General features: G+C 39.6%; 14 protein-coding genes. 7 read left to right on the top strand and 7 right to left on the bottom strand.

What is annotated here, in order from left to right; translation table 11 throughout:
- Positions 1–142 precede the first annotated feature (142 nt).
- On the top strand, positions 143–1,006 hold the full coding sequence (locus CSV64_RS01380) for a YitT family protein (protein ID WP_099633260.1): 864 nt from the start codon (positions 143–145) through the stop codon (positions 1,004–1,006).
- A 38-nt stretch (positions 1,007–1,044) separates the two neighbouring features.
- Here the strand turns inward: CSV64_RS01380 and purU are convergent, their stop codons facing one another.
- The 3 genes from purU to fdhF form a co-directional block, all read right to left on the bottom strand.
- Positions 1,045–1,953: a formyltetrahydrofolate deformylase gene (purU, locus tag CSV64_RS01375; protein WP_099633259.1), complete on the bottom strand. Its 909-nt coding sequence runs from the start codon at positions 1,951–1,953 to the stop codon at positions 1,045–1,047.
- Between the two features lie 118 nt (positions 1,954–2,071).
- Positions 2,072–2,560: a helical membrane plugin domain-containing protein gene (locus CSV64_RS01370; protein WP_143560984.1), complete on the bottom strand. Its 489-nt coding sequence runs from the start codon at positions 2,558–2,560 to the stop codon at positions 2,072–2,074.
- 18 nt (positions 2,561–2,578) lie between these two features.
- Positions 2,579–5,503: a formate dehydrogenase subunit alpha gene (fdhF, locus tag CSV64_RS01365; protein ID WP_099633257.1), complete on the bottom strand. Its 2,925-nt coding sequence runs from the start codon at positions 5,501–5,503 to the stop codon at positions 2,579–2,581.
- A 261-nt stretch (positions 5,504–5,764) separates the two neighbouring features.
- Between fdhF and CSV64_RS01360 the strand changes: the two genes are divergently transcribed.
- The 3 genes from CSV64_RS01360 (at position 5,765) to CSV64_RS01350 (ending at position 8,426) form a co-directional block, all read left to right on the top strand.
- On the top strand, positions 5,765–6,106 hold the full coding sequence (locus CSV64_RS01360) for a Na-translocating system protein MpsC family protein (RefSeq protein ID WP_099633256.1): 342 nt from the start codon (positions 5,765–5,767) through the stop codon (positions 6,104–6,106).
- Between the two features lie 15 nt (positions 6,107–6,121).
- A complete protein-coding gene (gene fdhD, locus CSV64_RS01355) occupies positions 6,122–6,967 on the top strand; it encodes a formate dehydrogenase accessory sulfurtransferase FdhD (protein WP_099633255.1) in 846 nt (281 codons plus the stop codon).
- A 178-nt stretch (positions 6,968–7,145) separates the two neighbouring features.
- Positions 7,146–8,426 carry an L-lactate MFS transporter gene (locus CSV64_RS01350; RefSeq protein ID WP_099633254.1) on the top strand — a complete coding sequence of 427 codons (1,281 nt, stop codon included), beginning with the start codon at positions 7,146–7,148 and terminating at the stop codon, positions 8,424–8,426.
- Positions 8,427–8,473: 47 nt separating this feature from the next.
- On the opposite strand, the gene ypfJ is transcribed toward CSV64_RS01350, so the two are convergent.
- Positions 8,474–9,319 (bottom strand): KPN_02809 family neutral zinc metallopeptidase, encoded by an 846-nt coding sequence (gene ypfJ, locus CSV64_RS01345; protein WP_099633253.1) that lies wholly within the window; start codon positions 9,317–9,319, stop codon positions 8,474–8,476.
- Between the two features lie 214 nt (positions 9,320–9,533).
- Between ypfJ and serC the strand changes: the two genes are divergently transcribed.
- Complete coding sequence (gene serC, locus CSV64_RS01340) at positions 9,534–10,631, top strand: 3-phosphoserine/phosphohydroxythreonine transaminase (RefSeq protein ID WP_099633252.1); 1,098 nt, start codon at positions 9,534–9,536, stop codon at positions 10,629–10,631.
- Between the two features lie 38 nt (positions 10,632–10,669).
- On the opposite strand, the gene CSV64_RS01335 is transcribed toward serC, so the two are convergent.
- From CSV64_RS01335 to CSV64_RS01325, 3 genes are all read right to left on the bottom strand, one after another.
- On the bottom strand, positions 10,670–11,521 hold the full coding sequence (locus CSV64_RS01335) for an STAS domain-containing protein (RefSeq protein WP_099633251.1): 852 nt from the start codon (positions 11,519–11,521) through the stop codon (positions 10,670–10,672).
- A gap of 30 nt (positions 11,522–11,551) precedes the next feature.
- The gene (locus CSV64_RS01330; protein ID WP_099633250.1) at positions 11,552–11,977 is read right to left on the bottom strand and encodes a hypothetical protein; all 426 of its coding nucleotides are present in this window, start codon (positions 11,975–11,977) and stop codon (positions 11,552–11,554) included.
- Between the two features lie 84 nt (positions 11,978–12,061).
- Positions 12,062–12,319, bottom strand: a complete 258-nt coding sequence (locus CSV64_RS01325) for a YqkE family protein (RefSeq protein WP_099633249.1) — start codon at positions 12,317–12,319, stop codon at positions 12,062–12,064.
- Between the two features lie 126 nt (positions 12,320–12,445).
- On the opposite strand from CSV64_RS01325, the gene CSV64_RS01320 reads away from it, so the two are divergent.
- Positions 12,446–13,348: a hydroxymethylglutaryl-CoA lyase gene (locus CSV64_RS01320; RefSeq protein ID WP_099633248.1), complete on the top strand. Its 903-nt coding sequence runs from the start codon at positions 12,446–12,448 to the stop codon at positions 13,346–13,348.
- Between the two features lie 14 nt (positions 13,349–13,362).
- Positions 13,363–14,289, top strand: coding sequence for an alpha/beta hydrolase (locus CSV64_RS01315; protein WP_099633247.1), 927 nt, complete (start codon positions 13,363–13,365; stop codon positions 14,287–14,289).
- Positions 14,290–14,311 lie beyond the last annotated feature (22 nt).

Below are 14,311 nucleotides of genomic sequence, written 5' to 3'. Positions count from 1 at the left end.
TGATGTATCATCTTATGTTCTGAAAGAGTAAAAGATTCATCATGTCCTTCGGAAGAAAAATTGACAACCTTAGATTTTCACTACTTTCTTTTTAAAAATTCCGTTAAGATAGAATAAATACGTTTGAAAAAAGGGGAGTTTTATGAGCAAACAGCATAAAAAAGAAACCGTGGGGCATTTACTTAGACGCTATTTATTCATTTCTATTGGTGTTGTAATTACAGCAGTTGCTTTAGATTTATTTTTAATCCCTAATTCCGTAATTGACGGGGGTATTATCGGGATCGCACTTATATTGAATTTCATTTCTGGAGTACCTTTTGGGATTTTGATTTTGATCTTAAATTTGCCCTTCTTGTTCTTCGGCTATAAACATATCGGCAAGAACTTTTTCTTCTCCTCTTCCTATGCGATTGCTTTGCTTGCGATTGTAGAATTTCCACTAAAAAAACTAGGTCCATTCGTCACAGATTCGTTACTGGCTACAGTCTTTGGAGGATTGTTGCTTGGCGCAGGTGTTGGAACCATCATACGTAATGGCGGGGCGCTAGACGGGACGGAGATTCTCGGCATTTTACTTACAAAGAAAATCCCGTACAGTGTCGGAGAATTCGTAATGTTCTTCAACCTCTTCATTTTCGGATGGGCAGGCTTTGTACTCGGACCCGAAAAAGCGATGTACTCGATCATTACATACTATATAGCCTCAAAAGCGATCGACATTGTGATTCAAGGCCTAGACGAAACCAAGGCCGTCTTTATTATCTCCGATGAATATGAAGAGCTGGGTGAAGCGATTCGTCTACGACTCGGCCGCAGCATTACAATGTTGCACGGTCGGGGTGGCTATTCGGATAACGAAAAAGACGTCATCTATGTAGTCGTGACAAGACTAGAAATTTCAAAGCTAAAGCAAATCACTACCGACATAGACCCTTCTGCGTTCTTGACCATCATGAACACACAAGAAACACATGGAGCGACCTTCAAGTCACCTATACATTAAAAAAACCGCCACTCATTTGAGCGGCGGTTTCGTGTCTCTTAATGGAAGACAATGGTTTTATTATTCTCTACAATCACTCGATCTTCAAGATGCCACTTCACTGCACGTGCAAGAACACGTCGCTCGATAGTGCGTCCAATCTTCTTCAATTGAACAATATCATCACGGTGATCTACGCGCTCGATGTCCTGTTCAATGATTGGACCTTCATCTAAATCGTTCGTTACATAGTGTGACGTTGCACCAATCAGTTTTACACCACGTCCAAAAGCTCTTTCGTAAGGACGCGCACCGATGAAGGCCGGCAAGAACGAATGATGAATATTGATAATTTGATTCGGGAAGTGACTAACGAATTCAGGTGTTAGTATTTGCATATAACGTGCTAACACGAGTACGTCCACATCGTATTCTTCCATTAACTTCACTTGCTGTTTCTCTACTTCTTGGCGTATATCTTTGTTCGCCGGAATGTAGTAGAAAGGAATACCAAGTGCTTCGACCATTCCGCGAGCATCTTCATGGTTACTGATAACCACAACGATGTCAGTATTTAAATCACCATTCTGCCATTCCCATAGCAATTCCATTAAGCAATACGGTTCTTTGGAAACAAAGATCGCCGTTCGTTTTAGTTCTACGGCGTACGAAAAGTGATAGTCCATTTCATATTGGTTCGCAATGTCATTAAAATGTTCTTCCATTTCTTCTTTTTTCTCCATTAGATTGTCTAAATGGAATGCGATACGTAAATAGAACATGCCACCTTCTGGATCAGTTGAATATTGGCTGGATTCTACGATATTTGCTTCATATTGTAGCAAAAATGCGGAGACTGCAGATACAATTCCCGGTTTATCTGAGCATTTCACAAGCAGTCTTCCGATGTTTTTCTGTGCTGTAGATTGTTCTTGTAAATGTGTTGCAATTTTACTTTGGGCCGACATATTTTCATCTCCTACAAATAATGTTACGTAATGAATAAGTTCCCCAGCCAGTAAGGCTAGGGAACGTGTAAACGCTTCTCATACAGTATGAAGCAAAGTGATGTTTTTCGCAAAAATCTTACTCAGCAGGTTTTTCTAAACCTCTCCCCATCCCTTTTAAGAAGTTCATACCGAAAGTTAACGCACGATTGATATCAGGATCATTGATAGCTTTCATCAGTTGAAGAACGCCTGTTTTCTGACCTTCATCATTCCCTTGCTCTGCTTCCGACAATCCTTTTTGGACACTTTTTGAGAGTTGCTGAATGGTGGCTGGGTCTAATGCAGTTAGAATTCCAGCTCCTGCCATCAAATTATTGAGCAGGTTGGTGACAGGTTCTCTGGATACTTGACCTAACGCTATGCCGGTAATCTTTTCTTTTGAATGAAGCATGGCTTGTAATGCGTCTAGTGCGCCAATCTTATGCAATTCACCTGTGATCTCCATGATTTTCTGCAAAGACTCTTCCTGTTCAGCAATTTGTTTCTGTAGTTCCGCCAACTTATCCTGCTGTATTTCCAATTCGGATCGTTCTGTTCTTTTAATAGAAGTTATGGGTGCCGCCATTGATATTCACCTCACTAGTTATTGATCTGTTAATTGGACATATCCTGGTCGATTCCATTTCCGCTCTACTTCTACACCATTTTGAGGATGGCGTTTCTTATCACGGTGGTTGCTCTTAGGTAGTGGATTGTCTCCTTGCTTCGCGAGCACTTCCATGCGAACTTTTGTCTGCTTGTAAGCGGGTGTATTCGTTCGTTCATCAGTCGCAGGTCCGGTTAGGAAGTTGATGGCAGATTCCTTATCAACAGAATTCATCGGTAAGAATAATTCATTTTTCCGTACCCTATCTGTTACCAATGCAGGTAGTTTCACTGCTCCATACGGAGAAATAAGTCTTACATAAGTACCTGTGACTACTCCACGCTCTTTTGCCAATTCAGGTGAAATCTCAACAAATATATTAGGAACTTTCTCTTGGATACCTTCAGATTTATTCGTCATATTTCCTTCATGGAAATGTTCGAGCATACGGCCATTGTTAATATGAAGATCAAATTCATCAGGGAACTTTACTGGTTCAATCCAATCCGATAATGCAAAGCGTGCTTTCTTGTCTGGGAAATTAAATCCATCTGTATATAGAAGTGGCGTGTTCTTCCCTTCTAGACTTCCCCAAAGGAAACTCCCCCAACCTTCTAACATCTCGTAAGAAGCTTCTCCGAACATAGGACTCAAACTTGTCATCTCAGCAAATATGTCACCTGGATGTGTGTAATTCCAGTTAGCACCTAAGCGATTTGCCACTTCTTGGATGATCCACCAATCTTGGCGAGAGTCACCTTTATTCGGCAATGCTTTATAAAGTCGTTGTACACGGCGCTCCGTATTTGTGAATGTACCGTCTTTTTCAAGTGATGGCACTGCAGGTAAAATGACGTCTGCGTATTGTGCTGTGCGTGAGAAGAAGATATCTTGTACAACAAGGAAATCAAGCTTCGACAGTACATCATGAACATAGTTTGCATTGGAATCCACCAGTGCCATATCTTCTCCTACAATGTACATCCCCTTCATAACACCTTCATCAATCGAGTGAAGCATTTGAATATTATCAAGTCCTGGTTTACTTTCTATCTCTACACCATAAGCACGTTCAAATTTCTCTCGTGCTGCATCGTCTGTAATATGCTGATAGCCAGGCAACCAACCAGGCAAGCTCCCCATATCACAGGCACCTTGTACGTTGTTGTGTCCGCGTAATGGATAAGCACCTGCGCCTGGACGACGATAATTTCCTGATGCAAGCAATAGATTAGAAATTGCTGCTGAAGTATCGGAACCGCCTGTATTTTGTGTAACTCCCATTCCCCATAATATGCATGTACCATCTGCATCACGGATCATTTCAGCTGTTTGAATTAATACTTCTTTTGAAACGCCAGTTACTTTTTCTGCATATTCAAGCGTATAGCGATCCAACACTTCATTAAAATCTTCAAAATGAAGTACATTTTCGTCAATGAATTGCTGATCATGCCAGCCTTGGTCGATTAAGTATTTTGTCACTGCCATTAGCCATACTTGATCAGTTCCTTGCTGAGGTGTCATAAAGATATCTGCGCGTTCAGCCATTTCATGCTTTCTGAGGTCAGCTACAATTAACTTTTGACCGTGTAGCTTGTGTGCTCGCTTTACACGTGTAGCAAGAACTGGATGACCTTCTGCGGGATTTGCACCTACAATGATGACCAAGCCTGCTTCGGCAATATCTTTAATCGTGCCAGCGTCTCCACCCATACCTACCGTACGGAATAATCCGTCTGTCGCGGGAGACTGGCAGTAACGAGAACAATTATCTACGTTATTTGTACCAAATACTTGTCGAGCGAATTTTTGAATGACATAGTTCTCTTCATTTGTGATTTTTGACGAGGAGATGACGCCGATTCCGTCTCTGCCATGCTCGTCACGGATTTCACCTAGATTTTTTGCGACTAAATCCAATGCTTCATCCCATGACGCTTCAACAAAGTCGTCACCTTTACGAATAAGAGGCGTTGTGATACGTTCTTCACTATTCACAAAGTCCCAACCAAATTTCCCTTTGACACAAGTAGAAATCTGGTTGACAGGTGCATCGGAAACCGGTTGGATTTTTAATATGGTACGATCTTTTGTCCATACTTCAAATGAACAACCTACTCCACAGAATGTGCAGACAGTTTTCGTTTTATTAATTGTAGATTCTCTCATCGCTGATTCTACATCGGAAATCGCCATGATACTGCTGTAACCTGGTTCTACATCTTTGATCAAATCCACCATAGGCTCCATCAGCTCGTCACTCATTTTAGTCATAAATCCAGCTTCACCAAGCATCGTTTTTTCCATCAGGGCATTACATGGACAAACCGTAATACAATGGCCACAGCCTACGCAAGAAGAATCATTAATCTTCGCTCCGCCATCCCATAGAACAATTGGACGATCACGCTCCCAGTCGATTGAAAGCGTCTCATTCACTTGTAAGTTTTGACACACTTCCACGCACTGACCGCAAGCGATACATTGATTCGGATCGTAACGGTAGAATGGATGAGTGAAATCTACTGCATCTTTCGTGCATTTCGGCTCGTATGGATATTTTTGTTCTTCCACTTCCATAAGTGCCACGGTATTATGTACTTTACAGTTCCCATTGTTGTTATCGCAAACGGTACAATAAAGTAAATGGTTCTCTAAAATCCGATCCATTGCTTCCGTTTGTGCTTCCTTTGCACGCGGGGACGCTAATTTAACATCCATGCCGTCGACAGCTTGTGTTGAACAAGCTCGTGTTAATTCACCATTCACTTCGACAATACACGTATCACATGTCTGTATTGGATCGACTTCTGGCAAATAACATATTTGTGGGTGCTCAATCTTATTTGCATTGATAATTTGAATGAGTGTCGACCCTGGTTCGAAGTTAAAAATCTTATCATTGATTGAAATTGACATACAGGCGTCCTCCTTCTCAAATAAAAAATCCACCATAAAAAAACCGTCATTACGGTATTTTTTTATGGTGGAATAGTTTCTTAACAGGACTTGCTAAAGAACCAATCCATACTTACTATTACATGTAGGTTGATGGACTCCTAGCAATCACATACTAGATTTCCATCTGTTATGTATTTAGTATAAAGTAATAAAGCGTATAATACAATGGCTATCCTCAAATAATTAGACTATTCTGTAAATACTACAAGGAAGTGTCCTATGAAGAAAATTCATGAATTTAATGATATCATCCGTAAATTACGAAAAGACTTATTTGGCAAAGGTCCCGAACGAATTCATACAATATTTATCGATAATATGGTGGTCTCTACACTCTACGGTAATTTGACTCCTACAGAGAAATTCATTGCAGGAACGCCAGAGGGAAAAGAAATGGTCCACCGCGCGCGAACTAGCATGATTCAGGCAGTCTATGCAAAAGAGCCGCCAGAAGGATTGGAACAATTAGTCGACGCGAAGTTTCTGCATTTATTCAGCGATTTTAAAATTGATGATGATATTGCGGTTTCAGTATTTTTATTCGATCGATCGATTGACTAAAAGGGAGGAAGAATTATGGAACAGCAACAACAACGATCCATTATTCGATTTCAGGATGGGACAGTCTTTGAAAAAGAAGATTCGGTTGCAGTTGAATACGCAATCACAATTAAACTAAACAACAAAGAATTTGCGACGATTGTATGTACGCCAGAATATATCGAGGATATGACAGTAGGCTTCTTAGCTTCAGAAGGAATAGTACCGAAGTGGGAACAAGTAAAGGACATTCGTCTTGATCTGGAAAATGGCTTTATTTACGTCGATACCGACAAAGCCTATCCATTCTTTGAACAATTGCAAAATAAAAGGTATATCACATCTTGTTGCGGCATGAGCAGACAAGGATTTATCTTTGCAAACGATGCACTGACAGCGAAAAAGATGGACAGTATCTCTGTTAAACTCACACCCGTACAAATATTTTCCTTGATGAATCAAATGGAAGATCAGGCAGAAATGTTCCGACATACCGGCGGTGTTCACAATGCAGCTTTATGTGTACCTGATCAATTGTTGTTATCCCGTATGGATATTGGCCGCCATAATGCGTTAGATAAAATTTATGGGCACTGTCTAAAGAACGATATCTCTGTGCGAGATAAGATCATTGTGTTCAGCGGACGAATCTCCTCCGAAATTTTACTTAAAGTTGCCAAGATCGGTTGTGAAATTGTCCTATCAAAATCTGCACCTACGGAATTAGCTTTGAGCTTAGCAGACGATTTAGGAATAACTACGGTCGGTTTCATACGTGGAGGATCCTTTAACGTATACACACATCCTGAAAGAATCGTTATGGATGACAATTCTCTTTTTCCGACTACAGGAAAAAGTAATATTGACAATCTTGTGAATTGATAATAATATACTCCTTAATCCTAAGTTACATTCCAGTAATTGTTTAATTATCTTCCTTTCATTTCCACTTCGCGAACTAGTGGACTGTCGACTATTCATTTACTCCACCGACTAGTTAAGAGGTTTGTTTACTGGAATTAGAACTGTGGAAATTTTTTGTTAAAAAGGAGGACTACAAATGAAAAAAACGAAGAACAGATGGTTGATCGCGTTATCTGCAGTAGGTATTCACATTTCCATCGGATCTGTTTATGCCTGGAGTAACTTCACTAATCCACTTATTGAAGAATTTGGATGGACTACAAGCCAAGTACAGCTAACGTTTAGTATAGCCATTTTATTTCTTGGTTTATCAGCTGCTTTTTTAGGTCACTTTGTAGAGAAATATGGTCCAAGAAAAGCAGGATTACTTGCAGCTGTGTTCTTCGGGGTCGGAGTGACAGGTTCCGGACTGGCAGTAGGAATGTCTTCATTACCTTTGCTGTATGTCTTTTACGGTATGCTCGGTGGAATTGGCTTAGGTGTAGGATATATTGCACCTGTTTCTACGCTCGTCAAATGGTTCCCCGACCGCAGAGGGCTAGCTACGGGACTCGCCATCATGGGCTTTGGATTCGCAGCAGCCATCAGTAGTCCAATCATGGAATACTTGATTGTCAACGTTGGTTTACAAAACACTTTTTATATTCTTGGTGTATCGTATTTTCTTATCATGATGCTCTCTTCTCTTTACCTAGAAAAGCCGGAAGAAGGATGGGCACCGCCTGGATTCATTGAAAAAGTTCGTTCAGGTAAAACTGAAGTTAAAGAAGATCTTGCTCAATTGACAGCAAATCAAGCAGTCAAAACAAAACGCTTTTATTATTTATGGCTAATGTTATTTATTAATGTCACGTGTGGTATTGCAATTCTATCCGCTGCCAAACCAATGGCGATTGATAGTATCGGCATGACGACTATTCAAGCAGCAGCATTAGTTGGTGTGCTAGGCATTTTTAACGGGGCCGGAAGACTTGGCTGGGCTGCGATTTCGGATTTTATCGGACGTCCGAATACGTATACTACGTTCTTTGTCATTCAGCTTGTTCTGTTCGCTATTTTACCCTTCACCACAAACGCAATTATTTTCCAAGTCATTCTAGCCGTAATCTATACGTGCTATGGAGGAGGTTTCGCTTCTATTCCGGCATATATTGGTGATATATTCGGAACGAAACAACTTGGAGCCATCCACGGCTATATTTTGACAGCATGGTCTGCTGCTGGTGTGGCAGGGCCGATGTTTGCCGCTTGGATGAAAGATACGACAGGTAGTTACGAGAGTAGCCTACTGTTCTTTGCTAGCTTATTCGCAGTTGCTCTAGTCATTTCCTTACTCATACGAGTGGATATTAAAAGACTACGAAATGAAAAAGAAGGGATCATTCCAGCTGAGCCTGCCATAGCCGCAACAAAATAAAAAAATCGCGAACGTCACTTTGATAAACAAAATGACCTTCGCGACTTTTATTTTTCGGTTTGATTAAATGTGTCCCCACCATCAATGGTACCTAATTCAAATCCATGTTCAAACCAATAAATTCGTTGTTTTGCTGTACCGTGTGTGAAACTTTCTGGAACAACATACCCTCTTGCACGTTTTTGGATCGTGTCGTCACCAACCGCACCCGCAGCAGTGATTGCTTCTTGCAAGTCCCCTTGCTCCAAATATCCGCGTCCCTTTGCATGATGCGCCCAGACTCCCGCAAAATAATCTGCCTGTAATTCAAATCTCACTAAATATTTATTAAATTCTTCTTCGCTCATTTTTTGACGTAGCGGCATCACTTGATCTGAAATTCCGAGTAATGTTTGCACATGGTGTCCTACTTCGTGAGCTACTACATAGGCCATAGCAAAATCACCAGGTGCTTTAAACGAACTTTGTAATTCATTATAAAATGCTAAATCAATATACAATTTTTGATCACCCGGACAATAAAACGGTCCTGCAGCTGCACTTCCATATCCACAAGCTGTATCCACTTGTCCTGAATATAGAACTAGTGTAGGGTTTTCATACTGAATTCCTTGTTGAGCGAATAACTCCGACCAAATGTCTTCTGTATCCGCGAGTACAACCGATACAAAATCTGCCAATTCTTTATCTTGTTCGGTTTCCACGTACGGTTGATCAGGTACAGCTGAACTACTATCTAATAAATCAGTTGGGTTTCCACCTAATATAAGAAACAATATAATACCGACAATCCCAAGACCGCCACCACCTAATGCGATCGCACCTCCGCCTCCACCACTCTTCCCTCTTCGATCCTCAACATTTGAACTTTTTCTACGTCCACCTGTTTTCATTCTGTCTCCCCCGTTTCGGCTTTATGTGAGCTGGATTTTACATCATTATGTAGATGCTACTTGATTACAATTTACCCATTTCCCCAACAAAACAAACAAGACGAGCATCTTATTGAGTTGAGTAATTTATTGCGAATTGGCAGATAGCTATTCCCCATGTATGATTTTTCATATATACTTTACTTTAGGGTTGTAAACTAATGAAGGAGTGAGTTTGTTGAGTAATCAAAAGTCTGTCTATAATTTTAACGCGGGTCCATCCGCTCTCCCACGAGAAGTTCTTGAAAAAGCACAAGCTGAACTAGTGAATTTTAAAGAATCAGGAATGTCTATTATGGAAATGAGTCACCGCAGTGCTACTTATGAACAAGTACATAATCAAGCAATTGAACGCTTACGTTCTTTATTCACAATTCCTGAAAACTATGAAGTACTATTCTTGCAAGGTGGAGCTAGTCTACAATTTGCAATGGTACCGATGAACTTCTTAGCAAAAGGAAAAAAAGCAAGCTATATTATGTCAGGCGCATGGTCAGACAAAGCACTTAAAGAAGCAGGGACAATCGGTGAAGTATACGAAGCTGCTTCTACAAAAAATGCAAATTATAATCGCGTTCCATCTTCAGAAGAAATTACATTTGAAGAAACGGATGCGTACGTGCATATTACATCAAACAACACAATCTTCGGTACACAATTCCACGAGTTCCCTGTCACTGGCAATGTTCCGTTGATTGCTGATATGTCCAGTGATATTCTGTCAAGACCATTAGACGTTAGTAAATTCGGAATGATTTATGCCGGTGCTCAAAAAAACCTTGGACCTTCAGGTGTTACAGTTGCGATTATCCGCAAAGACTTGTTAGATAATGCGAATAGCGCGATTCCAGCTATTTTGAAATATAGTACACATTCGTCTAGCAACTCTTTATATAACACTCCTCCGTCATTTGGTATTTACATGTTGGGTGAAGTGCTTGGTTGGATGCAACAACAAGGCGGCTTGGAAAAAATCGCAAAGCGCAATGAAGAAAAAGCGAACTTGATCTATGAGGTAATCGACAACAGTAATGGTTTCTATACAGGACATGCTGAAATAGAAAGTCGCTCATTGATGAACATCACCTTCCGTGTAGCGGATGAAGAGTTGGAAAAACAATTCTTACAAGAAGCTAAAGAGGCAGGATTCGTCGGGCTAAATGGTCACCGTTCTGTAGGCGGATGTCGTGCGTCTGCATACAACGCAGTACCATTTGAAGCATGTCAGGCGTTACAGCAATTCATGCTTGATTTCCAAGAAAAAAATAAGTGAAATCTAAAAGCCAAGTCACTCATAAGTGACTTGGCTTTTTACTGTTCTACAATAATAAATTCTTTTGAGAAAGCTAATTGCAAAGAACTAAATGTTTGGATATTCGTAAAATCTAAACCAAGCTCTGTCGACGCTTGGGCAATTGCCGGTAAGATACCTGTAATGGTGCATCTTGTTCCTAATAGAGATAACACTTTTGTAACTTGAAAAATCTTCTGAGCTACCAGTGTATCAATTACGGTCACTCCCGATAAGTCAATGAATAAATGTTCAATGTCAGACTCTAAACTTCTCTCCGGAATACTTTCCAACATAATACGTGCACGCAGCTCATCCATATCACCAATTAGCGGTACTATACCAATTTTATCGGTAATTTTAATGATGGGTGAGCTTAACTCATTAATTAAGCTTTGTTGGATATCAAACTTGCTGTTGATATATTCATTATAGGTTTCCGCGAAATTAATATAAATTTGATCAAATGCACTATTGATCGTTTCACTCCAACGCATATAATCTTCTAGTTTAATGTCGTCTATATTGGCCAACTTAAAATCATTTATTATTTGCCAGTATGTTAAACGAAGTTTACTTAACGCCTCTATAACTTCTTCTATGGGGGTATTGCTGTTGACTCTACTTAGAGCGACAACGGCAGCCCATTTTATTTTGTTTTTTTCAAAGATTTCAGGATCATCAAGTAAACTACTAATGATGGTTAAATTCGTTAATCTATTTTGTTCACGAAGTGTTTCTTCCATTTCTGGGTGCGCGCTGAGTGAATAAATAGAATCTTTTTCTATTATTCTCATCGCTAACCAAGAAGTAGTGATTTTCGGCAATTTTGCTAGTAAATATTCATAAAGCCTTACATCAAGCTGTTTCATCTTACATCCTCCTGGATACGTTCTTCGATCTTATTGAATGTGTATAATTAATTGATTCGCTTCAAAGTCAAAGATATTTAATATGACCCCAAGAACCGTTATGTATTTGTATATAGATTCATAATACGTGATGCCATATTCTTTGTCATATTGCGCAATCGGATATACATACTGTTCTTCCGAAGGGATGGGCAAGAACTTCCAAGGTCTTGGAGAATCATTGTTTTTTTCCGCATGTGCATCTAATAACATATTATAAAAACTCTCTACCTTTTTTTCAGGAAAATCATAATATATAATAGGCCCTGTTTTCTCAATAGTTTCTAAATTTCTTTGCACCCAATGAACAATTGGATGCTCAATTGGGGCTGAATGAACGCGCTTCAAAAGATTTTGGGATGTAGGTTCTTTTTGAGTATTTAGTTTATCACAATACGTAATATACAAAAACTTCATTATTCCCTCTCCTTTGCAAAAGGCTTTTAATATAGCAATCATTTTACTAGTACAGCTATTCCCACATCTATTTAAGTAGTACTCTTAATACTTGGTTCCATCATATCCATATTCCTCTAGTAATTCTTCAAAACTTTTATTTTTCTCACGTTCTTTGCGCTCTTGAATACGTATTTCTTTTTCCTGTTCCAATTTTAATTCTTCTTCTACTTTCATTTCCTGCTTCATTCCTTTTAATTTAGCTAACATATCATCGCTCATTAAATCTGAAAGTGAAGTTGCAGACTCATCTACGATTTTGCTCTCTTGTTTCGTCGATGCTTTTCGTTGTTTTTTTGACATAGTAAACACTACTTTCTATTTGATAATTGAGATGCCTCTTATTGAAATTATCCAGATAATTGTCAAGGGTTATACATTGCCCTTATTCGCTTTAATTACGTACAATAGATTGAGGGAGGGATGTTTATGTATAGCTTACCAAAAAACGTAACGTTAATCGAGGTTGGACCGCGCGATGGCTTACAAAATGAAAAAAACAGTATTCCTACTGATCAAAAATTAGCTTTTATACATTCTTTGCAGCAAGCAGGTATACATGAAATGGAAGTTACCTCTTTCGTATCGCCAAAGTGGGTACCACAAATGTCAGATTCCAAAGAGATTATGGCACGAGTTAGCAAACAAGGCAGGCAGATTGTTCTCACGCCAAACGCACGTGGTGTTGAGAATGCACTCAAAGCTGGTGCAGATAGCATGGCGGTGTTTGTAGGCGTGAGTGATACATTCAATCAACATAATATCAATCGCTCCACTACGGAGAGCGTGGAGACGTTGCGACCTATTGTCCATCAGCTCAAAATAGATCAGCGTTTTGTAAGAGCTTGTATTTCAACAGCATTTCACTGTCCGTATGAAGGTTTTATTCCACTTGAACAAACTCTGGCACTTTGCAAGAAGTTTGTCGATATGGGTGTAGATGAATTAAGTGTGGCAGATACTGACGGTATGGCCAACCCTTTAGCCAGCTATACTTTGTTTCGAGAACTAAAAAAACAGTTTCCAAATATTTTAATTACAGCACACTTCCATGATACCCGTAAATTAGGATTAGCTAATATTTACGCCTCCTTACAAGCAGGTGTTGATCGATTCGATACATCTGCAGGTGGTCTCGGTGGCTGTCCTTTTGCACCTGGCGCTACAGGTAATGTCGCAACGGAAGATGCGTTATATCTTTTGCAGTCAATCAATGTAGAAACAGGGATTGATCTGGATAAAATATGTGCAGCAGTAGATGAAGTTGCACCTTATCTGTCACATCCCATTGAAACGGCGATGTATAACTTATATAAACGAAGAAGTAAATAGAAAGGAGGATTTTGGTGAAACGTAGAGTAGTGTATATTGTCGGTATAGCGTCAAGTGTGATGACAGCGTTTCTTACAATTTTCGGGATTCTTCTCACTAATCGTCTAATGTATTTAAAAACAAAAGACTCAGAAGTTATTTTGCAGCGTGAAATGATTGCTAAACGCTTTGATCGTCAGTGGTTTGAAACTATAAGAAAAGATGATATTTGGATTCCCTCACCTAACGGCTATAACTTACGCGCGATCTTCTTGCGACCTTTAGATACAACACGAACGGTTGTCATTTGTCATGGCGTAACGGAAAATAAAGTGAATTCTATCAAATATGCACGACTGTTTGAACGTTTAGGATTTAATTCTGTTATTTTTGATCATCGGCGGCATGGTGATTCTGGCGGCAAAACAACAAGTTTTGGATTTTATGAAAAAATAGACTTAAAAGAAGTTGTGACAGCTGTTCGTGAACGTGTAGGTAAGCGCGCTTTAATTGGCATCCATGGAGAATCTATGGGAGCTGCCACTACGCTGTTGTACGCAGGTACGTATGAAGATGAGGCGGATTTCTATATATCTGATTGTCCATTTTCTGATTTCTCAGAGCAACTATTGCATATCATTCGTACAGAGATGCCTTTTAAGACCTCAATGAGCTTGCGAATCGCCAATTTGTTTTTGAAGATTCGTGATGGTTATACTTCTGCAGCTGTTTCCCCCCGCGAAGTGATGAAGTTTATTGATAAACCCGTATTATTCATTCATAGCATGGAAGACACATTCATTTTGCCTCAAATGACGGAAGAGTTATACGAATTAAAAGAAGGCGATAAAATGATGAAGCTTTTCGCAAAAGGTGCTCACGCTAAATCATATAATGATAATCCAGATGAATATCTGCAAACGGTTCAAACATTCCTCAGTCGTTTTCGTTTATATTCTTGATAATGCTATACAATAGAAAATA

This window comes from Sporosarcina sp. P32b, from assembly GCF_002743335.1.
Lineage (GTDB): Bacteria > Bacillota > Bacilli > Bacillales_A > Planococcaceae > Sporosarcina.
Note: the sequence above shows the minus strand (reverse complement) of the source record. Positions and strands in the feature narration are given on the sequence as shown.